Here is a 20,924-nt window from a genome sequence, read left to right as displayed (position 1 = left end):
TCCGGTCAGGCGGGGCGTCGCCGGGCGACGAGGGCGAGGACCGTGAGGACGACGGCCGCCGCCGCCTCGATCCAGAAGGTCCCCCACCACAGCGGCGCCGCCGTGCTCTCGACGAAGCCGAACAGGCCCACGGTGGTCGACAGGAGCAGGGCGGCGACCGACCACAGCAGCCGCCGGGGCACGACCAGGAGCGCCACCGCGAGCGCGAAGCCCGCGAGGGCGTTGAGCATGAAGCCCGGTCCGATGACCTCGATGGTCCGGTAGCCGTCGAACCACAGGTCCAGGTGGATCCAGCCATCGCGGTGAGCAGGGCCGCGCCGGCCACGCGCAGGATCCAGGTCAGCAGGTCCGAGCGCCGGTCGCGGGTGGTGGTGGTCGTCATCAGGCGACCTTCACGCTGACCTCCATGCCCATCGACCGGTGGTTGCTGACCGAGCAGTGGAAGACGTAGGTGCCGGGCTCGAGGGTCACGAGAGCGTCTCCGACTGACCCGACTGGAGCACCTGCGTGGCGGCGACGTCCTCGCCGTCGCGCTCGACCACGAAGTCGTGGCTGGCGTCGCCCTCGTTCGCCACCGCGAACTCGTAGGTGCCGGCCGCAAAGCTGTCCTCGTCGAGCTCGATGGCGAAGTCGACGAGCTGTGCTTCGACGGTCTCCGCCTCCTGCTCACCGGCCGGCGCGGAGGACGAGGCCGAGGGGGCGGCGGAGCTGGGGGACGACGACCCGGTCCCCGTCTCGAACTCGGCCCCGGTCGCGACGGCGGCATCGGTGTCGGCGGCGTCGTCGTCCGAGCCGCAACCGGTCACGACGAGGGCCAGCCCCGTCATCGCGGCGGCCAGGCGCAGAACCGCTGAACGGTCGTTCCAGGAGCGCACGGGGACCTCCTCCGGGCAGGCCGCCGGGTCGGCGGCCTTCGTGGGACCGCGACCCTGGGGCCCGGCGACCTCGGCGCGGAAGGGCTTTGATGCGGCGGTCAGTGCGCCGTCGCGCCGTCGATCGTCGCAGTCATCCGGTCACACCAGGTGACCACTGTGGTCGACATCTGCGCATCCACCGGGTGCCGCAGCTCCCGCTTCTCGGCGCTCAGCGAGGCGCGCCCCGGCTGCCGGCGCAGAGCTGGGAGCCGACCTGCGGGCGGTCCCGCAGGCCCGGCTGGCCAACCGGCCCGGCGAGGGCGCCGGCGCCGGCTGGTCGGCCTGGTCCACCTGCGGGGGGAGTGGTCCCCGGAGGTCGTCAGTCGCCGAGCCGCTTGCGGGCCTTGGCGGCCCGCTTGTTCGCCTTGTCCAGGGTCTTCGCCGCCTTGCGGACCCGGCGGGGCTCGCGGTCGACCGTGCCGCGGACGAGCAGGCCGATGCCGATGCCGAGCAGCCAGCTGTCCTTGGCGATGGACAGCCCCTGCTCGGTGGGGGCGAGGCTGCCCTCCTTGCGCATGCCGGGCGTCTTCAGGTACAGCCCGAGCAGCCCGCCGGAGAAGGCGGTGAGCGCGGCGCCGGCGACGGCGGTGGGCACGAACGGCGTCAGCAGCGCCGCACCGACGGCGATCTCGGCGGTGGACAGCGCCTTCGCGAACTGCTGCGGCTGCAGCTGCGCGAGGAACGGGTAGGTGCCGGCGGCGAAACCGTGCATGCCGGCCGCGGCTTCCTCGTCGGCGGCGCGCTTGCCGAGGCCGCTGTTGAGGATGAAGGCGCCGGCGGAGATCCGGGGCGCGATCTCGGACAGGGTGATGGGCAGGCTCATGGGGCACCTCTCTGGTCGTCGGAGCTGGTGAAGTGCTCAACCAGCATGGCCCGGCCAGTGCCCTGGTCGATCGGTGCCCAACCGTGGCCCACCCGTTCCGACCGCCTCACGTCCACGGGAGTGGCGGGTGCGGCGTGTCACTATGGCGGCGTGGCGTCCACCTCAGCGTCTGCCGGCGTCCTGCTGCGTCATGTGCGGACCGGTCGCGCCCGCAGCCGGGCGGACCTGGTCGCGCTCACAGGCGCCTCCCGCAACACGGTGAGCGCACGCGTCGACCAGCTGATCGCGGCCAACCTCCTCGAGGAGGGCGGGCGCGGCTGGAGCACCGGCGGACGCCCCCCGACGCTGTTGCGGTTCAACAGCGGCGCCGGATGCGTGCTCGCCGTCGACCTGGGGGTGACCAGCGTCGACGTCGCGGTCACCGATCTCTCCGCCCAGATCCTGGGGACCGTCGGTCACCCCATCGACATCGCCGAGGGACCCGCGCGGGTGCTGGCGGAGGTCGACCGGCTGGCCCAGCAGGTGCTCGCCGAGGTGGGTTTCACGGCGGCCGACGTGTGTGCCGTCGGGGTCGGTGTGCCGGGGCCGGTCGAGTTCTCGACCGGGCGGCCCTCCCACCCGCCGATCATGCCGGGCTGGCACGACCACCCGATCCCCAGCGCCTTCGGCCGCTACGAGTGCCCGGTCTACGTCGACAACGACGTGAACGTCATGGCCCTGGGGGAGATCGGCGTCGCCGGCTCGGTGCAGGACATGCTGGTCGTCAAGGTCGGCACCGGCATCGGCTGCGGCGTGATCGTCGACGGGCGGGTGTACCGGGGTGCGCAGGGCAGCGCCGGCGACATCGGGCACATCCACGTCGCCCAGCCCGACGGGCGGACCGTCGTCTGCCGGTGCGGCCAGGAGAACTGCCTGGAGGCGATCGCCGGTGGTGGCGCGCTGCTGCGCGACGCCGTCGCCGCAGGGCTCCCGGTGCAGACGGTCCGCGAGGTCGTGCGCCTGGCCGCCCAGGGGGACGGGGTGGCGCTCGAGCTGGTCCGTGGCGCCGGGCGCACGATCGGCACGGTGCTCGCCGCTCTGGTCAACTTCTTCAACCCGCACCGGATCGTCATGACCGGCGGCGTTGCCCAGGCCGGCGTCCCGCTGCTCGCGGGCATCCGGGAGGCCGTCTACCAGCGGTCGATGCCGCTGGCCGCCCGCGCCCTGGAGATCACGGTGAGCGAGGCCCCCGACCTCTCCGGCCGGGTCGGCGCTGCGCTCATGGCTATCGAGGAGTTCCTCGACGAGGAGTCGGTCAAGTCCCTCGCGCGGTGACCTCGCCGCCCTCCGGGCGAGCGGGTGGACGGTCTCGTTTCGGTAACTGCCGTCGAGCTTATTGACCCGCTGTGACGCGACACATATGTTGCTGCCTCAACCAACTAATGGTCAACGGTGAGCAAAAGTGCCGGAGGTGAGCGCAGTGGCCGGTGCACCGGTGGGGCAGGTCGGCGCGGTAGGCGCGCCGCTGCTGGCGATGCACGGGATCGTCAAGACCTTCCCGGGGGTGCGCGCGCTCGACGGCGTCGACCTCGATGTGCGGGCGGGCGAGGTGCACTGCCTGCTCGGTCAGAACGGTGCGGGGAAGTCGACGCTGATCAAGGTGCTCGCGGGAGCGCACCAGCCCGACGGCGGCCGGATCGAGTGGCGCGGCGAGCCCGTCGCCCTGACCAACCCCCAGGCGGCGATGTCGCACGGCATCGCCACCATCTACCAGGAGCTCGACCTGGTGGCCGGCCTCACCGTGGCCGACAACATCTTCCTCGGCCGTGAGCGTTCGCGGTTCGGTCTCACCCGTCCGGCCCCGGCCAACGAGGCCGCCGCGCAGCTGCTGACCCGGCTGGGCCACCCGGAGATTCCTCCCACCGCCGAGGTCGGCTCGCTGCCCGCGGCCGCGCAGCAGATGGTCAGCATGGCCCGGGCGCTGTCGCAGGACGCCCAGCTGATCGTCATGGACGAGCCCTCGGCGGTGCTCGACAACGAAGAGGTCCAGCACCTGTTCGAGGTCATCCGCGACCTGACCCGCGACGGCGTCGCGGTCGTCTACATCTCCCACCGCCTCGAGGAGATCCGCGAGGTGGGCGACCGGATCACCGTCCTCAAGGACGGGCGCACCGTGGCCACCGGGCTGCCCGTGCGGGACACCTCCACCCGCCAGGTGATCGAGCTCATGACCGGCCGCGACATCGAGTACGTCTTCCCCGAGCGCCGGGCGGTTCCGGCGGCGGAGCCGCTGCTCTCGGTGCGCGACCTGAGCTTGCGCGGCACGTTCCGGAACGTGTCGTTCGACGTGCGGCCGGGTGAGGTGGTCGGGCTCGCCGGCCTCGTCGGATCCGGGCGGTCGGAGATCCTCGAGACCATCTACGGCGCGCGCCGGGCCACCGGCGGCACCGTCTCCGTGGCCGGACAGCGACTGCGCCCGGGCAGCGTCGCCGCCGCGGTGTCCGCCGGGGTGGGGCTGGCCCCCGAGGAGCGCAAGAGCCAGGCGCTGCTGCTGGGCGACGCCGTCTACCGCAACATCAGCATCGCCAGCCTGGCCCGCTTCGCCCGCGGCGGCTTCCTCTCCGCCAGCGCCGAGAAGGACGCCGCCGACGAGCAGGTCCGCGCCCTCGACGTCCGACCCGCCGACGTCACCCGCGAGGTGCGGACGCTGTCCGGCGGCAACCAGCAGAAGGTCGTGCTCGCCCGCTGGCTGCTGCGCGACTGCCGGGTGCTGCTCCTCGACGAGCCGACCCGCGGGGTGGACGTCGGTGCCCGCTCGGAGATCTACGCGCTGATCCGCGACCTGGCCGACCGCGGGGTCGCCGTCGTCGTGGTCTCCAGCGAGATCCCGGAGGTCCTCGGCCTCGCCGACCGGGTGCTGGTGATCTCCGACGGCTCGGTCGTCGCCGAGCAACCGGCCGAGGCGCTCGACGAGCACACCGTGCTCGACCTCGTCATGGAGGGAACCGTCGGCCCGCTCCAGCGCGGTGACCGGCAGCAGGCCACCGCACAGCCGCACGAAGGGGACGTGGCATGACCGGCAGCACCGCGACGACCGGGGGCGCAGACGCACCCGCGCCGCCGAAGGACCGCTCACCCGCGGGCGCGAACGGGAAGGGTTCCGGTCTCATGGCCGGGCCGGCGGGGCGCCAGCTCGGCCTCGTCGTGGCCCTGGCCCTGCTGTGCATCGTGGGCGCGGTCACCGCGCCGGAACGGTTCGTGGACATCGACAACGTCCTGACCATCCTGCGGCTGGCCGCCGTCATCGGCGTGGTCAGCATCGGCATGACGTTCGTGATCATCGGCGGCGGCATCGACCTCTCGGTGGGCGCGCTGGTCGCTCTCAGCTCGGTGTGGGCCACGACGCTGGCCACCCAGCAGATGGCCGGGGATTTCCACTGGATCGTCATGGTGCTCACCGCGATCGCGGTGGGCGCCGGGGCGGGGTTGGTCAACGGCATCGTCATCGCCTACGGGCGGATCGTCGCCTTCATCGCCACCCTCGCCATGCTCGCTGCGGCCCGGGGCCTGGCCGAGATCATCGCCAACCGGCGGACCCAGATCGTGCAGAACCAGGGCTTCCTCGACTTCTTCACCGGCGACGTCCTCGGCGTGCCGACCCTGGTGGTCATCTGGGCGCTGGTCTCGATCGGCGGCTGGGTGTTGCTCAACCGGACGACGTTCGGCCGGCACACCTTCGCCGTCGGCGGCAACGCCGAGGCCGCGCGGCTGGCCGGCATCCGCGTGCAGTGGCACACCCTCAAGCTGTACGTGCTGTCGGGGATCACCTGCGGCATCGCCGCGGTGATGCTCATGGCGCGGACGACGACCGGCAGCTCGACCCACGGCACGCTCCTCGAGCTCGAAGTGATCGCCGCCGTCGTCATCGGCGGAACTCTGCTCACCGGTGGTCGCGGGACGATCGTCGGCACCGTCCTGGGCGTGCTGATCTTCACCACGCTCGGCAACGTCTTCACGCTCAACAACCTGTCCAGCTCCGTCCAGGCCGTCGCGCGTGGCGTGATCATCGTGCTCGCCGTCCTGCTGCAGACGCGGCTGGCCGAGGGGCGCGGGGACGGGCCCGGCTGGCTGTCCCGCTTCCGCTCCGGCCGAGGCGAATCGTCGTCCGGCGGCCCGGTCGCCGGCGGCACCCCGGCCGGCGCGGTGTCGGGCGGCTCCAGCGTCCCCGGTGCGCCGGGCGGCGACCGCCCCGGCGCCGGCCCCACCCCCTGATCCCGACCACCCGACGTCCCATCCCACAAGCACCCGCCGGCGACCCGCCGGACGGGCACACCGAGGAGAGATACATGTCTGCAGCGAGGCAGCGCCCCTACCGTCGCCTGATGTCCACCGCGGTCGCCCTGGCCGGCGCCGGCGCCCTCGTGGCCGGCTGCACCAGCAACGAGCCGGCGAGCACCGGCGGTGGCGGTGGCGGTGGCGACACCGTGGCCAGCTCCAACGACGAGACCGGCGAGACCGTCCGCATCGGCTTCTCGGCGCCGGCCGCCGACCACGGCTGGATGGCCGGCATCTCGGAGGCGGCGCAGGACGCGGCCGGCGAGTACGAGGACATCGACCTGATCATCGCCGAGGGCACCAACGACGTCAGCACCCAGATCAGCCAGGTGGAGACCTTCATCAACGAGGGTGTCGACGCGATCGTGCTGCTGCCCTTCGACGGCGCGGCCATGACGCCGGTGGCGCTGCAGGCGATGGAGGCCGGCATCCCGGTCATCAACGTCGACCGCGAGTTCAACAGCCCGTTCGCCGCCCGTGCCACCGTCCTCGGCGACAACTACGGCATGGGCGTCTCCGCCGGCACGTACATCTGCGAGCAGGTGGGCGACAACCCCGACGCCGTCGTCGCCGAGATCGCCGGCATCGACTCGCTGCCGCTCACCCAGGAGCGCAGCCAGGGCTTCGCCGACGCGCTGGCCGACTGCGGCCTCGACGTCGACAACCGGGTCGCGGCGGACTTCACGGTGGAGGGCGGCGAGGAGGCCTCGGCCAACCTGCTCCAGGCCGCGCCCCAGATCGACGCCCTGTGGAACCACGACGACGACCAGGGTGTCGGCGTGCTGGCCGCCATCCAGAACGCCGGCCGCGACGAGTTCATCATGGTCGGCGGCGCCGGCTCGGCGAACGCGATGCGGGAGATCCAGTCCGGGGACTCGGTGCTGCAGGCGACCGTCATCTACCCGCACACCCAGGCCGCCGACGGCATCCGCCTGGCCCGGCTGATCGCGCAGGGCAAGTCGATGTCGGACCTGGTCTCCCCCGAGGTGCCGCGGGAGATCGTGCTCAACGCCCCGGTCGTCACGGCCGAGAACGTCGAGGACTACATCGACCGCGCGTTCGAGTCCTGATCCGCCGGAGCAGCGGGGGAGCGAGCGCGTTCCCCCGCTGCCCCACCCCCGCTGGGAGAAGCAGATGACCCCCACCCTCGGCGTCGGCCTGATCGGCTACGCCTTCATGGGCGCGGCGCACTCGCACGCGTGGCGCACCGCCCCCCACTTCTTCGACCTGCCGCTGCGACCCGAGCTGACCGTGCTGGCCGGGCGGGACGCCGCCAAGGTCGGCGAGGCCGCCGGCAAGCTGGGCTGGTCGAGCACCGAGACCGACTGGCGTGCGGTGATCGCGCGCGAGGACGTCGACCTGGTCGACGTCTGCACGCCCGGGAACACCCACGCCGAGATCGCGATAGCCGCGCTCGAGGCCGGCAAGCACGTGCTCTGCGAGAAGCCGCTGGCCAACACCGTCGCGGAGGCCGAGGCGATGGCCGAGGCGGCGGCGAAGGCCGCCACCCGCGGCGTCCGGTCGATGGTCGGCTTCACCTACCGGCGGGTTCCCGCGATCGGCCTGGCGCGGAAGCTCGTCGCCAACGGCCGGCTCGGCGAGATCCGGCACGTTCGGGCGCAGTACCTGCAGGACTGGATCGCCGACCCGTCCGCCCCGATGTCCTGGCGGCTGGAGAAGGACAAGGCCGGCTCCGGGGCGCTCGGCGACATCGGCGCGCACGTCGTCGACCTGACGCAGTACATCACCGGCCAGGCGCTGACCGGGGTGAGCGCGACGCTGGAGACCTTCGTGAAGGAGCGCCCGCTGCCCGCGGCGTCCGGATCGCTGTCCGGCGTGGGCGGGGAGGGCACCGGGCAGGTGACCGTGGACGACGCCGCGGTCTTCCTCGGGCGGTTCACCGGCGGTGCCCTGGGCGTCTTCGAGGCGACCCGGTTCGCCCTGGGCCGCAAGAACGGCATCCGGATCGAGGTCAACGGCTCGGCCGGCAGCCTGGCCTTCGACTTCGAGGACATGAACGTCCTGCAGTTCTTCGACGGCAGCGAGCCGGCGGAGACCGCGGGCTTCCGCCGGATCATCGTCACCGAGCCCGAGCACCCCTACGTCGGTGCCTGGTGGCCGGCCGGGCACGGGCTGGGCTACGAGCACGGGTTCACCCACCAGGTCGTCGACCTGGTCACCGCGATCGCGGCCGGGCAGGATCCGGCCCCGTCGTTCGCCGACGGGCTGCAGGTGCAGCGGGTCCTCGACGCCGTCGAGCGCAGCGCCGCCAGCAAGTCCGCCTGGACCGACATCCCCTCATGAGAGAGGGCCTCGTCCTCCCCACCGCTCGCACGCGCGCGGTAGGGAGGACGAGGCCGCCCACGCACCCTCACCTAGGAGACGCCTGATGCCCCGTCCCGTCACCCTCTTCACCGGCCAGTGGGCCGATCTGCCCTTCGAGGAGATGTGCCGGCTGGCCTCCGAATGGGGCTACGACGGTCTGGAGATCGCCTGCTGGGGCGACCACCTCGACGTCGAGCGCGCCGCGAACGACGACTCCTACGTCGCCGACCGCCTCGCGCTGCTGGAGAAGCACGGCCTCAAGGTCTTCGCGATCTCCAACCACCTCAACGGCCAGGCGGTCTGCGACGACCCGATCGACGAGCGGCACCGCGGCATGGTGCACCCCCGCGTCTGGGGCGACGGCGACCCCGAGGGCGTCCGGCAGCGCGCGGCGGAGGAGATGAAGCTGACCGCCCGGGCGGCCGCGAAGCTCGGCGTCGACGTCGTCGTCGGCTTCACCGGCAGCAAGATCTGGAAGACCGTGGCGATGTTCCCGCCGGTCCCCGAGTCGATGATCGAGGACGGCTACCGCGACTTCGCCGACCGCTGGAACCCGATCCTCGACGTCTTCGACGAGGTCGGCGTGAAGTTCGCGCACGAGGTGCACCCGTCGGAGATCGCCTACGACTACTGGACGACGGTGCGCACCCTGGAGGCGATCGGGCACCGGGAGGCGTTCGGTCTCAACTGGGATCCGTCGCACTTCGTCTGGCAGGACCTCGACCCGGTGAGCTTCCTCTGGGACTTCAAGGACCGGATCTACCACGTCGACTGCAAGGACGCGAAGAAGCAGGTCGGCAACGGGCGCAACGGCCGGATGGGCTCGCACCTGCCGTGGGCGGATCCCCGGCGCGGCTGGGACTTCGTCTCGACCGGGCACGGCGACGTCCCGTGGGAGGCCTGCTTCCGGATGCTCAACACCATCGGCTACGCCGGGCCGATCTCGGTGGAGTGGGAGGACGCCGGCATGGACCGCCTGGTCGGTGCGCCGGAGGCCCTGCAGTTCGTCCGCCGGCTGGCCTTCGACCCGCCGTCGGCGGCCTTCGACGCCGCGTTCGCCAGCGGCAACTAGGAACTCCGGCGGCCTCGGCCGCCGGTGGGGTGCAGGGAGCCGGGTGGGGTGGCGGAAGACGTTCCGCCACTCCACCCGTGTGCTCGGCGGGTGGCCCGCGGTGCCGGACCGGGGTGACCCGTGGTCACTCCACCTGGACGGTGACCTCGATGCCCTGCCCCCGGTCGTCGCGCTGGGCGGAGTAGAAGACGTACTGGCCCTGCTCCAGGGTGACGGTGAGGGTGCCGGTCAGCCCCGCCTGGATCGGGTCGGTGCTCGCCACCTGCTCCCCGTCGCGTTCGACGGTCAGGTCGTGCGCCAACCCGCCCTCGTTGACCACCTCGATCTCGTAGGGGCCGGCCGCCAGCCGGGTGGGCATGATGATGCCCCCGTCCTCGAGCGTCACCGTCTCGGTCAGGACGTCGCCCTCGACCCCGGTCGGGGTCGCCGGGGCCGATCCGCCGCCCCCGGAGTCGCCGGGCTGGGTCGGCAGCGTCTGCGCCGCGTCGGTCACCACGGCGTCCTCTGACGAGCCGTTCCCCCCGCAGCCGGCCAGCAGGAGCAGCCCGACGGCGCAGGTGGCCGTCGCGACCTGGCGCCGGCGGGACGTGGGGTGGGGCGGTCGGGACACGGGGCCTCCTCCGGGTGTGGTGCGGCGGCGCGGGCGCTGTCCCTCGCCCGCGCGGGCGGGACGACCGACCCGACGGGCAGTGCTGTGCCCATCGGCCCGCCGGCCAACCGTCGACCCGGGAAGGGTCAGCGGCCCCGGCGCGACCGGGAGCTGAACGACGCGGCCGACGACGAGCCGGCGCGCGCCGCGAGCTCCGCGCGGGTGCGCGCCGGGCCCGACGCGCGACCCGAGCCCCCGGACTTGCCGCCGCTGCCCGAGCTGCTACGGCCGCCCGAGGACGCCGCGCCGCCGGAGGAGTCGCGACCCGAGCCACCGCCGCTGCGACGGCGACCGCCGCCACCGCCCTGCTGCTGGGGCTCCGCCACCGGCGCCGGCTCGACGTAGGGAGCGGCCGGACCGGTCAGCGCGGTGATCTCCCGGGCGCCGGGCTTGATGGCCGACACCTCGGGGGTGATCCCGGCCTGCCGCGCCAGGGTGCGGACCTCGCCGGCCTGGTCGGGCGTGGCGATGGTGACGACAGCACCCTCGGCGCCGGCGCGGGCGGTGCGGCCCGAGCGGTGCAGGTAGGCCTTGTGCTCGGTCGGCGGGTCGACGTGCACGACGATCGCCACGTCGTCGACGTGGATGCCGCGGGCGGCGATGTCGGTGGCGCACAGCACCCGGGACGCACCGCTGCTGAACGCCTCGAGGTTGCGTTCGCGGGCGTTCTGGCTCAGGTTGCCGTGCAGGTCCACGGCCGGCACACCGGCTGCTGTGAGTTGCTTGGCCAGCTTCTTGGCCTGGTGCTTGGTCCGGGTGAACAGCACGCTGCGGCCCAGGCCCGAGGCCAGCTCCTGGACGACCCTGCCCTTGTCCGCGGCGTCCACGCGGAAGACGTGGTGGGTCATGGTGCTGACCGGGGCGACGGCCGGGTCCACCGAGTGGGTGGTCGGGTTCGTCAGGTAGCGCTTGACCAGCACGTCCACGCCGTTGTCGAGGGTGGCGGAGAACAGCATCCGCTGCCCCACCTCCGGGGTGCGGTCCATGATCCGCTTGACGCCGGGCAGGAAACCCAGGTCGGCCATGTGGTCGGCCTCGTCGAGGATGGTGACCTCGATCGAGCCGAGGTCGGCGTGGCCCTGGCCGATCAGGTCCTCGAGCCGGCCGGGGCAGGCGATGACGATGTCGACGCCCTTGGCCAGCGCCTGCACCTGCGGGTTCTGGCCGACGCCGCCGAAGATCGTCGTCGCCGACATGCCGAGCGCCCGGGCGAGCGGGTCGACGACGGCGAAGACCTGGTTGGCCAGCTCGCGGGTCGGGACCAGCACCAGCGCGCGCGGCCTGCGGGCCTGCCGGCGGGTGTCGGAGGCGGCGAGCCGGGCGACCAGCGGGATGGAGAAGGCGAGGGTCTTGCCCGAGCCCGTGCGGCCCCGGCCGAGGACGTCCCGGCCGGCGAGGCTGTCGGGCAGGGTCGCGACCTGGATGGGGAACGGCGCGGTGATGCCGCTGGCGGAGAGCACCTCGACCATCGGGGCGGGGACGCCCAGGTCGGCGAAGGTGGAGTCGGTCGGCAGCACGGTGGCGTCTGCCCCGACCGGGACGACGACGGGCGCGGGCACGGCGGCGGGCGCCGGGCGGTTCTGGTTCTGCTCGCCGGCCGGGCGGGTGCCGCGGCCACGGCCACCACGACGGCGGCGGGCGCCACCCTCGGAGGCGGCGGGGGTGTTCTGGGTGGAGGTCAATGGAGTCCTTCGACGATCGAGTGGCCGCACCACCACCTCGGCGAGCGCGAGCGCCGGCGCACCTGCACGGAGGCAGGGCGGGCTCGCATCGTCGGCGAGACGTCGGTCAGCCGGGCGCACCAAGGTGGCGCAGCCTCAGCCCGACGTCGATTCCTGCCGCTCCGGATGAGCGAGGGCGGCGCCGGTACACCCCACTCAACCAGACCCGGCCGCCGTGTGGTCCCACCGGGAGGGAGTGTCAGGTCACATCGGGTGAGCGACCGGCTCTCGGTCGGTGCGGCGGAAGGCGAGCGGCGCGACCCGACGGCGCGTGCAGGTGCTGGCGCATCGAGGTCGTGGTGCCGCTCGTCTGCGCGTGGGCGGATCGGCCGTCGGGCCGCTCGTCCGGTCGACGGCCGGTCAGCCATGCTGTCCGCCGTGACCGTCTCCGCCGCGCCGCGTGTGCACCGCGTCCACCCGGCGTGGTGGGTGGCCGCCGTGACGTTCCTGGCGCTGGTCGGGGCCGCCGCCTTCCGCGCGGTGCCGGGCGTGCTCATCGATCCCCTGCGGGCGGAGTTCGGGTGGTCGGTCTCCACCATCTCGGCCGCGGTCGCGGTCAACATGGCGCTGTACGGGCTGACCGCGCCCTTCGCGGCGGCCCTGATGGAGCGCTTCGGCATCCGCCGCGTCGTGATGGGCGCGCTGCTGGTGGTCGCGCTCGGCAGCGGCCTGACCGTCTTCATGACGACGAGCTGGCAGTTGGTCCTGCTGTGGGGCGTCCTCGTCGGGCTGGGCAGCGGCTCGATGGCGCTGTCGCTGGTCGCCACCGTGACCGGCCGGTGGTTCGTGGCCCGGCGCGGTCTCGTCTCCGGCGTGCTGACCGCCGGCGGGGCGGCCGGGCAGCTGGTCTTCCTCCCGCTGGTGGCCTGGATCGACTCCTCCTGGGGCTGGCGGGCGGCCTCCCTCGGGACGACGGCGGCCGCGCTGGCGGTCCTCCCGCTGGTGGCCTGGCTGCTGCGCGACCGGCCCCGCGACCTCGACGTCGCCCCCTACGGCGGAACGGCGGCCGACGACCCCGAGCCGGTGCGGGCCGGAGCGGCGCGCGTCGCGCTGCGGGGCCTCGGCGAGGCGGCGCGCGCCCGGCCGTTCTGGCTGCTGGCGCTGGGCTTCTTCATCTGCGGCATGTCGACCAACGGGCTGGTGCAGCCGCACTTCATCCCCGCGGCCCACGACCACGGCATGCCGGTGACGACGGCGGCCGGGCTGCTCGCGGTCGTCGGGGTCTTCGACATCGCCGGGACCGTCTTCTCCGGCTGGCTCACCGACCGGGTCGACCCGCGGGTGCTGCTGCTGGCCTACTACGGGCTGCGCGGGTTCTCGCTGTTCCTGCTGCCGCCGCTGTTCGGGCCCGAGCTCCACGTCAGCATGGTTGCGTTCGTCGTCTTCTACGGGCTGGACTGGGTGGCCACCGTGCCGCCGACGCTGGCGCTGTGCCGGGAGCACTTCGGGGCCCGTGCCCCGGTCGTCTTCGGCTGGGTGTTCGCCTCCCACCAGATCGGTTCGGCGGTCGCCGCGTTCGGCGGCGGGGTGATCCGCGACGTCACCGGCTCCTACGACCTCGCCTGGTTCCTCGCCGGGGGGCTGTGCCTGCTGGCGGCGGCGGCGTCGATCTCGATCCGCCGGAACCCCTCGCCGCGACCGGGGACCAGCCTGCCCACCGCTCCGGAGGCAGCCGCGGCCGACGCCGCCCACGGCTGAGGGTGGTGCGTCCTTAGGCTGGGCCGGTGTCCACGAGCTACCTGGAGCACCCCGCCAGGGTCACGCGCCGGCGGAACGGCGCCGTCGAGGTGCACCCGGAGGCCGCGACCGCTCCGCAGACGGTGTGGGTGGCCGTCTATCCCGGCGGGGAGGGCGAGGCGGCCTGGGAGGGCCTGCGCGCGCACGCGTCGGGGGAGGGCCGTGCCGTGGTCGCCGCGGTGCCGGTGTTCGCCTACGACCTGAACCTCGGCGACGAGGTGGAGGTGGTGGCGACCGCCGAGGGCCCGCTGGTCGCGGTCCGCCCGCTGCGCGACGCCGGCCGGCACACCTACCGGGTGTGGTTCCCCGACTGGCCCGATCTGGCGCGGGACGAGCGCGTGCAGGAGCTGCAGGACGAGCTCGAGCGGTTCGGCTGCTGGTTCGACGTCTACTCGCCCCACCTCCTCGCGGTCTCGGCGGAGCCGGACGTCGCCCGCGCCGTCGCCGACCACCTCGACGCGCAGGAGCGCGCCGGCCGGTTCATCTACGAGGTCGGTCGCAGCACCGCGTGAGCGTCAGCGGGCGGCGGTCAGCTGCGCGGCCGGGGTGCGGTCGAGGATCAGGTCGGCCGCGCGCTCGGCGATCATGATCGTCGGTGCGTTGGTGTTGCCCCGCACGAGCGTCGGCATGACCGAGGCGTCGACGACGCGCAGGCCCGCGACGCCGTGCACCCGCAGCTGCGGGTCGACCACGGCCTCCTCGTCGGTGCCCATCCGGCAGGAGGACACCGGGTGGTACAGCGACTCGAGGGTTCCCCTGACCGATCGGCGCAGCGCCTCGCGGCCGCGCACGGTGCCCCCCGGCGACCACTCGTCGGCGAGCACGTCGGCCAGCGGCGCGGCGCCGGCGATCTCCCGGGCCTTCTCGACGCCGGAGACCAGCGCGTCGAGGTCGCGGTCGTCGGTGAGGTAGCCGGCGTCGATGGCCGGCGCCCACGTGGGGTCGGCCGAGCGCAGCCGCACCGAGCCGCGCGAGTGCACGTGCACCAGCACGACGGCGGCGGTGAAGGCGTCGACGTCGGGGTCGACCGCCGCCTGCTTCCAGAACTTCACCGGCAGGAAGTGCATCTGCAGGTCGGGCCCGGGCAGGCCGGGGGCCGACCGGGTGAACAGCCCGGCCTCGGCCAGGTTGGAGGTCAGCGGCCCCCGGCGGGCGCCGAACCAGCGCGCGTAGCCCGACGGCGAGTCCCCGTGGGTCAGCGACCTCCCCGACCGCACGTTCCAGACGACCGGGACGAGGGGGTGGTCCTGCAGCCCGCCACCGACGCCCGGCAGGTCGTGGACGACGTCGACGCCGACCTCTCGCAGGTGGTCGGCCGGGCCGATGCCGGAGAGCAGCAGCAGCTGCGGGGAGTTCACCGCACCGCCGGAGAGGACGACCTCGCGGGCGGCCCGGACGGTGTGCAGCTTCCCGGCGCAGCGGAACTCCACCCCGGTGGCCCGGCCGCCCTGGACCAGCACCCGGGTGGTCAGCGCGCCGGTGCGGACGGTGAGGTTCGGCCGCTTCATCGCCGGGTGCAGGTACGCGTCGGCCGAGGACCAGCGGCGGCCGCGCTTCTGGGTCACCTGGTACCGGCCGACGCCCTCCTGGGCGGCGCCGTTGAAGTCGTCGTTGCGCGGGTAGCCGGTGGCCACGGCGGACTCGACGACGGCCGTCGTCCACTCGTGCGGAGAGCGGAGGTCCTCGACCCGCAGCGGACCGCCGGTCCCGTGCCACTCGTCCGCGCCGCGGGAGTTGTCCTCCATGCGCCTGAACAGCGGGAGCACCTGCTCGTAGGACCACGACGGATCGCCGGTCAGCCGGGCCCACTCGTCGTAGTCGGCGGCCGCCCCGCGGATGTAGATCATCGCGTTGATGGACGACGAGCCGCCGAGCAGCTTGCCGCGCGGCCAGAACAGCTTCCGGCCGCCGAGGCCCGGCTGCTCGTCGGTCGTGTAGTTCCAGTCGCGGCGGGTGCGCCAGACCTTGTACATCCCGGCCGGGATCTGCACCTCGAGCAGCTTGTCCGAGCCCCCGGCCTCCAGCAGCAGCACCCGCAGTGACGGGTCCTCGCTGAGCCGGCCGGCCAGCGCGCACCCGGCCGAGCCCGCTCCCACGACGACGACGTCGTACTCGTCGCGCAGCTCGCGCACGCCCGTGCCTCCGCTCACCGGTGCCGTCCGTGGACCATGCCCATGACCCGGGCCAGGGCGTCGGCGGCGTTGGCCGGCCGGCCGAAGCTCATCAGGTTGACCGGCAGCGGTACGCGCCGGCGGGTGATCGCCTTGGCGCGGGTGAACTCCTTGAGTCCGTCCTCGCCGTGGATGCGGCCGAAGCCGGACTCGCCGACGCCGCCGAAGGGCAGCGCGGGCACCGAGGCGAAGGTGAGCACCGAGTTGATCGACGTCATGCCGCTGCGCATGCGGCGGGCGAGGTCCATGGCGCGGCCTCTGGACGTCGAGAAGACGGCGCCGGCCAGCCCGTAGCTGGTCGCGTTGGCCCGCTCGAGCGCCTCCTCGGCGTCGGCCACCTCCGTGATGGTCAGCGTCGGCCCGAAGGTCTCCTGGCGCACCGCCGCCGACGTCTCGGGGACGTCGAGCAGCACGGTGGGGGCGACGTAGCCCTCGCCGGGAAAGGCGTCGTCGTCGGTGCCGCCGGTGACCACCCGGGCGCCCGCCGCGGTCGCATCGGCCACGTGCCGCCGGACGACGTCGATCTGCGAGGGCATGGTCATCGGGCCGTAGGCGGCCTCGTCGTCGGAGCCGGGGCGCAGCTTCTGCACTTGGGCGGTGACCTCGGCGACGAACCGGCCGTAGACCGCTGACGTGGCGTAGACCCGCTCGATGCCGATGCAGGTCTGCCCGCCGTTGCTCATCGCGCCCCAGACCGCGGCGTCGGCTGCGGCGGCCACGTCGGCGTCGTCGTCGACGATCATCGCGTCCTTGCCCCCGAGCTCCAGGAGCACCGGGGTCAGGGTCTCGGCGCAGGCGGCCATCACCTTCCGGCCGGTCGTGGCCGACCCGGTGAAGGCGATCTTGTCCACGGGCACGCGGCACAGCGCCGCCCCGGTGGCGCCGAGGCCGGTGACGACCTGGAAGGCGTCGGCGACGTCGGGGACGGCGGCCCGCCAGGCGGCGGCCAGCCAGGCGCCGACGGCCGGGGTGAACTCCGAGGGCTTGAAGACGACGGCATTGCCGGCGGCCAGCGCGTAGGCGATCGAGCCCATCGGCGTGAACACCGGGTAGTTCCACGGGCCGATGACACCGACCACGCCCAGTGGCTGGTACTCGAGGTAGGAGGCGTGGTCGGCGGCGAGCATGCCGGAGGGGACCTTGCGCGGCCCGAGGATCGGGCGGGCGTGCTTCCCCGCCCAGGCGAGGTGGTCGACCGACAGCGAGATCTCGAGGATGGCGTCGGCGTGCGGCTTCCCGTTCTCCCGGTGCACCAGGTCGGCGAGCTCGTGCATGCGCCGGGCCAGGTAGCCGCGGTAGGCCGTCAGCCGCTCCTTCCGGCCGTCGAAGCCCAGCGCGGCCCACTGCGCGGCGGCGGTCCGGGCCCGTGCGACGGTCTCCCCGACGGCGGCCTCGTCGTGCACGGGGAAGACGCCGACGACCGCACCGGTGGCCGGCGCCGTCGACTCGAAGGTCTCGGTGGTGGGGTGCCGGTCCACCGTGCCCGCGGCGTCGGTGACCGTGTCCATCTGCTCGGCGAGCGACATGGAAACGCACGTTACCGGGGAGTCACAGACACCGGGCCGGGGGTCGCCCGGACGGGTTCAGGCGGTGCCGGCCCGGCCGTCGATGACGGCCCAGGCCGTCTTCATCCCCGGATCGGCGAACCAGCCGTGCGCCACGGAGAGATCGGCGACGAGGTAGAGCCCGAACCCGCCCAACCCCGGGTCGCGGCCCTGCGCCGGCGTGGGCGCGACGTCGGCCTTCGAGTCCCGGACGGCGATGAGCCACTCGTCGCCGGCGCGGCCGAGGACCGCCGCCACCGGGGCGCCGCCGTGGCGGAGCGCGTTGGAGGTGAGCTCGTCGGCGATCAGCACCAGGCGCTCGGACCAGTGGTCGCGCTCGGGGTGCAGCACCGCGGGCCGGCCCGTCATGGAGGCGCGCAGCCGGGCGCGCAGGCCGGCCAGCTCACCGAGGGAGCTCAGCTGCTGGCACCAGACCTCGGTGAAGGCGTGCGGCGGTCGCGCGGACTGCCAGAGCGCCACCACGACCGCCTTCCCCTGCCGGCACCGCTCGCCGGTCCGTCCCTGGGCGGCACCGTGCCCGTTCTCCGGCGGCTCGAACCCTCGCCTCACCCGGAAGGAGCGCCGGCCCCCGGGGACGGGGCCCTAAGGTCCGGCACATGGCCGACAGCACCGCCGGCGGCGATCCCTTCGGCACGGCCGACCTCCGCCGCCGGGTGCTCGACGCGTGGGCCGCGTCGCCGGCGCGCTTCCGGGAGGACGCCAACGCCGAGGAGGACCTGGTCCGCGGCGGCTATCGCGATCGGGTGCTCGTGGAGCTGGCGCAGAACGCCGCGGATGCCGCCGTGCGGGCCGGCCGGCCGGGGCGGCTGCGGCTGGAGCTGGCCGCCGGCACCCTGCGCGCGGCCAACACCGGTGCACCCCTGGACGCCGCCGGGGTGCTGGGCCTGGCCACGCTGCGGGCCTCGGCGAAGCGGGACGAGGCGGGCACGGTCGGCCGCTTCGGGGTCGGGTTCGCCGCCGTGCTGACGGTGAGCGACGAGCCGGTGGTGGTGTCCCGGACCGGCGGTGTGCGCTTCAGCGCCGCGGGCACCCGCACCGAGGTGGACGCGCTGCGCCCCCTGGCCGGTGAGCTGGCCCGCCGGGACGGCGCGGTGCCCGTGCTGCGGCTGCCCTGGCCGGCGGGGGGCGAGCCGCCCGAGGGGTTCGACACCGAGGTGGTGCTGCCGCTGCGCCCGGGGGTGTGCGACGAGGTCGCCGCCGCGCTGCGCGACCTCTCGGCCGAGCTGCTGCTCGCCCTGCCCGGGCTGGGCGCGCTGGAGGTGCTCGTCGACGGGGTCCGCCGGGAGGTCACGCGCAGCGGAGCCCCGCCGGAGGTGCGGCTGACCGAGGACGGCGCCGTCACCCGCTGGGCGGTGGCGGAACGGTCGGGGACGCTGCCGGAGCACCTGCTGGCCGGCCGTCCCGTCGAGGAGCGCGACCGCCGGGCCTGGACGGTCACCTGCGCGGTGCCCGTGGACGACGCCGCGGACGGGTGCCCCGGCCGCCCGCTGCCGCTGCCCGGCCGCCAGGTGGTGCACGCCCCGACGCCCAGCGACGAGCCCCTCGCGCTGCCGCTGCGCCTCATCGCGCCGTTCCCGCTCGGCCCCGACCGCCGGCACGTGCTACCCGGTCCGGTCACCGACGTCCTGGTCGCGGCCGCCGCGGAGACCCTCGTCGACCTCGTCGGTGCGCTCCCCGCCGATCCGGCGCTCCTGGCGTTCGTCCCGCGGATCGGGTCGGCCGGCGCCGAGCTCGACGCCGCCCTGGCGACGGCGGTGCTCGGCCGGCTGCGGACGAGGGCGTGGCTGCCGGTCGCCGGGCAGCCGGAGCTCCGGCAGGTCCCGGCCCGGGCGGTCGTCCTCGACGACGCCGACGAGGCCCGGGTGGCCGCGCTGACCGGGGCGCTGCCCGGGCTGCTGCCGGCCGACTGGTCGCGCCGCGACGGCCGCGCCGCGCTCGTCGCGCTCGGGGTCGGCCGGGCGGGGCCGGCCGAGGTGGAAGAGGCGGTGCGCGGGCTGGACCGCCCGCCGGGCTGGTGGGCGGAGCTGTACGCCGCGTTCGCCGACGCCGACCGCGAGGCGCTCGCCGCCCTGCCGGTGCCGCTGGCCGACGGGCGGACCGCGCACGGTCCGGCCGGGGTCCTGCTGCCCGACCCCGGGCTCCCGGTGCAGCGCCTGGGCGCCCTGCCGCTGCGGCTGGTCGCTCCCGCGGCCGTGGCGCCATCCGCGGCGCGGCGGCTGCTGGAGCGGCTCGGCGCCCGCCCGGCGACGGCGGAGGCGGTGCTGGGCGACCCGGCGGTGCGGGCCGCGGTGGAGGAGTCGCTGGACGCCGCCGAGGAGCGGAACGCCTTCGCTGCGGACCCCGAGGAGCTGGCCGACGCGGTGCTCGCGCTGGCCGCCGCCGCGCCCGGGGCGGCCCGGGAGCTGCCGTGGCTGGCCGAGCTCGCCCTGCCCGACGCCGACGGCGGGTTCGCCCCGGCGGGTGAGCTGCTGCTGCCGGGGTCACCGCTGGCCGCCGTCCTCGAGCAGGGCGCGCTGGGCCTGCTCGACCCGGGGTTCGCGGCCGGCGCCGACGTCGACGCGCTGCGCGCCGTGGGCGTGCTGGACGGCTTCGCGCTGGTGCGCGGCGAGGACCCCGACGACCTCGACGTCGACGGCGCCGACGAGTGGGCCGACGCCGTCCTGGACCGGCTGCCACCCGGGCCTCCGCCGGTCTGGCCGCCGCTGGTGGCCGTGCGGGATCTCGAGCTGGTGGCCGACTGGCCGGGAGCGCTGGTCCTGCTGGCCGCCGCGCCGGCCGAGGCGTGGGCCGACGTCGTCGTCGGCGGGGTGTCGGCGCCGGGCTATCTGCGGTGGTGGCTGCTGACCCATCCGGTGGTGGCGGGCCGGCGCCCCGGTCGGCTGGCGCACCCGGGCAGCGCGGAGCTGGCCGGGCTCTACGAGCCGGCGCCGCTGGCCGAGCCGCTGCTCGGGCTGCTGCGCCCGCCGGCGTCGCTGGACGACGTCCTCGCCGACCCCGACGCCGCCGTCGACCTGCTGGACCGGCTCGGCGACCCGGCCCGCACCGTGCGCCCCGGCGTCCTCGCCACCGTCTACGCGCGGCTCGCCGCCGTCCTGGACGGGCTGGACGTGGAGCCGCCGGCGCGCGTCCGGGTCGCCCCGGGACGGGTGGTCGCGCGGGGGGTGGTGCTGGACGCGCCGCACCTGATCCCGCTGCTGGACCTGCCGGTGGTGCCGGCCGGCGGCGCGCCGGGGCCGGTCGCCGACCTGCTGGACCTCCCGCTGGCCTCCGAGCTCGTGCGGGCGGAGGTCACGAGCGAACCGGTGCGGCGGCTCCGCTGGGGGGACGTGCCCGGCGCCGCGACGGCCGCTTCCCGGCTCGGCCGGAACGGCCTCGACGGCGAGGTGGCCGTGCACGAGCCGCTGACCGTGGCCGGCCGACCGGTGGTGTGGTGGCCGGGGGAGGACGCCGACCACGTCGACGGCACACCTGGTGCCCTCGGCCGTGCGCTGGCCTGGCGCGCGGGCGCCTGGTCGGTGCGCCAGGCGCTCGCGGAGGCCTTCGCGCACCCCGACCGCGCCGACGACCTGGCGGCCGAAGACGCGGTCGGGGGCTGAGGAGCCGCGGTCGGTGCCGGCGCGGTGCGGACGTGGC

Annotated in this window: 18 protein-coding genes; 9 read left to right on the top strand and 9 right to left on the bottom strand. The window is 74.7% G+C overall.

The window, feature by feature from the left end; translation table 11 throughout:
• Positions 1–5: 5 nt before the first annotated feature.
• The 4 genes from ACI791_RS11000 to ACI791_RS10985 all read right to left on the bottom strand — a co-directional run bounded on the left by ACI791_RS11000 (position 6) and on the right by ACI791_RS10985 (position 1,737).
• Positions 6–230 carry a hypothetical protein gene (locus ACI791_RS11000; protein ID WP_456586090.1) on the bottom strand — a complete coding sequence of 75 codons (225 nt, stop codon included), beginning with the start codon at positions 228–230 and terminating at the stop codon, positions 6–8.
• Between the two features lie 151 nt (positions 231–381).
• Positions 382–471 carry a multicopper oxidase domain-containing protein gene (locus ACI791_RS10995; RefSeq protein WP_456586089.1) on the bottom strand — a complete coding sequence of 30 codons (90 nt, stop codon included), beginning with the start codon at positions 469–471 and terminating at the stop codon, positions 382–384.
• Positions 468–875: a hypothetical protein gene (locus tag ACI791_RS10990; protein ID WP_456586088.1), complete on the bottom strand. Its 408-nt coding sequence runs from the start codon at positions 873–875 to the stop codon at positions 468–470. Before ACI791_RS10990 ends, ACI791_RS10995 begins: the two co-directional genes overlap by 4 nt.
• Before the next feature lie 358 nt (positions 876–1,233).
• Positions 1,234–1,737 (bottom strand): hypothetical protein, encoded by a 504-nt coding sequence (locus ACI791_RS10985; RefSeq protein ID WP_456586087.1) that lies wholly within the window; start codon positions 1,735–1,737, stop codon positions 1,234–1,236.
• Positions 1,738–1,887: 150 nt separating this feature from the next.
• Here ACI791_RS10985 and ACI791_RS10980 point away from each other — a divergent pair, with 150 nt between their 5' ends.
• From ACI791_RS10980 to ACI791_RS10955, 6 genes are all read left to right on the top strand, one after another.
• The gene (locus ACI791_RS10980) at positions 1,888–3,051 is read left to right on the top strand and encodes an ROK family protein (RefSeq protein ID WP_456586086.1); all 1,164 of its coding nucleotides are present in this window, start codon (positions 1,888–1,890) and stop codon (positions 3,049–3,051) included.
• Positions 3,052–3,187: 136 nt separating this feature from the next.
• Positions 3,188–4,792, top strand: a complete 1,605-nt coding sequence (locus tag ACI791_RS10975; protein WP_456586085.1) for a sugar ABC transporter ATP-binding protein — start codon at positions 3,188–3,190, stop codon at positions 4,790–4,792.
• Positions 4,789–5,988, top strand: a complete 1,200-nt coding sequence (locus ACI791_RS10970; protein ID WP_456586084.1) for an ABC transporter permease — start codon at positions 4,789–4,791, stop codon at positions 5,986–5,988. Before ACI791_RS10975 ends, ACI791_RS10970 begins: the two co-directional genes overlap by 4 nt.
• Before the next feature lie 110 nt (positions 5,989–6,098).
• Positions 6,099–7,121 carry a substrate-binding domain-containing protein gene (locus ACI791_RS10965; RefSeq protein ID WP_456586083.1) on the top strand — a complete coding sequence of 341 codons (1,023 nt, stop codon included), beginning with the start codon at positions 6,099–6,101 and terminating at the stop codon, positions 7,119–7,121.
• Between the two features lie 64 nt (positions 7,122–7,185).
• The gene (locus ACI791_RS10960) at positions 7,186–8,355 is read left to right on the top strand and encodes a Gfo/Idh/MocA family protein (RefSeq protein ID WP_456586082.1); all 1,170 of its coding nucleotides are present in this window, start codon (positions 7,186–7,188) and stop codon (positions 8,353–8,355) included.
• Between the two features lie 85 nt (positions 8,356–8,440).
• Positions 8,441–9,448, top strand: a complete 1,008-nt coding sequence (locus ACI791_RS10955; protein WP_456586081.1) for a sugar phosphate isomerase/epimerase family protein — start codon at positions 8,441–8,443, stop codon at positions 9,446–9,448.
• 124 nt (positions 9,449–9,572) lie between these two features.
• Here the strand turns inward: ACI791_RS10955 and ACI791_RS10950 are convergent, their stop codons facing one another.
• Positions 9,573–10,058 carry a hypothetical protein gene (locus ACI791_RS10950; protein WP_456586080.1) on the bottom strand — a complete coding sequence of 162 codons (486 nt, stop codon included), beginning with the start codon at positions 10,056–10,058 and terminating at the stop codon, positions 9,573–9,575.
• A 125-nt stretch (positions 10,059–10,183) separates the two neighbouring features.
• Positions 10,184–11,779 (bottom strand): DEAD/DEAH box helicase, encoded by a 1,596-nt coding sequence (locus ACI791_RS10945; RefSeq protein ID WP_456586079.1) that lies wholly within the window; start codon positions 11,777–11,779, stop codon positions 10,184–10,186.
• Between the two features lie 417 nt (positions 11,780–12,196).
• On the opposite strand from ACI791_RS10945, the gene ACI791_RS10940 reads away from it, so the two are divergent.
• Both ACI791_RS10940 and ACI791_RS10935 read left to right on the top strand, forming a co-directional pair.
• Positions 12,197–13,516 (top strand): MFS transporter, encoded by a 1,320-nt coding sequence (locus ACI791_RS10940; protein WP_456586078.1) that lies wholly within the window; start codon positions 12,197–12,199, stop codon positions 13,514–13,516.
• A 26-nt stretch (positions 13,517–13,542) separates the two neighbouring features.
• Entirely contained in the window at positions 13,543–14,067 is a 525-nt protein-coding gene (locus ACI791_RS10935) for a DUF4265 domain-containing protein (RefSeq protein ID WP_456586077.1), read from the top strand.
• Positions 14,068–14,070: 3 nt separating this feature from the next.
• Here ACI791_RS10935 and ACI791_RS10930 read toward each other — a convergent pair whose 3' ends face one another.
• The 3 genes from ACI791_RS10930 to ACI791_RS10920 are packed head-to-tail and all read right to left on the bottom strand — an operon-like array spanning position 14,071 to position 17,750.
• A complete protein-coding gene (locus ACI791_RS10930) occupies positions 14,071–15,705 on the bottom strand; it encodes a GMC family oxidoreductase (protein ID WP_456586076.1) in 1,635 nt (544 codons plus the stop codon).
• Positions 15,702–17,252 carry an aldehyde dehydrogenase family protein gene (locus ACI791_RS10925; RefSeq protein ID WP_456586075.1) on the bottom strand — a complete coding sequence of 517 codons (1,551 nt, stop codon included), beginning with the start codon at positions 17,250–17,252 and terminating at the stop codon, positions 15,702–15,704. The genes ACI791_RS10930 and ACI791_RS10925 overlap by 4 nt, the downstream gene beginning before the upstream one ends.
• Before the next feature lie 57 nt (positions 17,253–17,309).
• Positions 17,310–17,750: an ATP-binding protein gene (locus tag ACI791_RS10920; protein WP_456586074.1), complete on the bottom strand. Its 441-nt coding sequence runs from the start codon at positions 17,748–17,750 to the stop codon at positions 17,310–17,312.
• A gap of 137 nt (positions 17,751–17,887) precedes the next feature.
• Here ACI791_RS10920 and ACI791_RS10915 point away from each other — a divergent pair, with 137 nt between their 5' ends.
• Positions 17,888–20,887, top strand: coding sequence for a sacsin N-terminal ATP-binding-like domain-containing protein (locus tag ACI791_RS10915; RefSeq protein WP_456586073.1), 3,000 nt, complete (start codon positions 17,888–17,890; stop codon positions 20,885–20,887).
• Positions 20,888–20,924: the final 37 nt, after the last annotated feature.

This window comes from Blastococcus sp. SYSU DS0973 (assembly GCF_054051055.1).
This window is presented reverse-complemented; position numbering and strand designations above follow the sequence as displayed.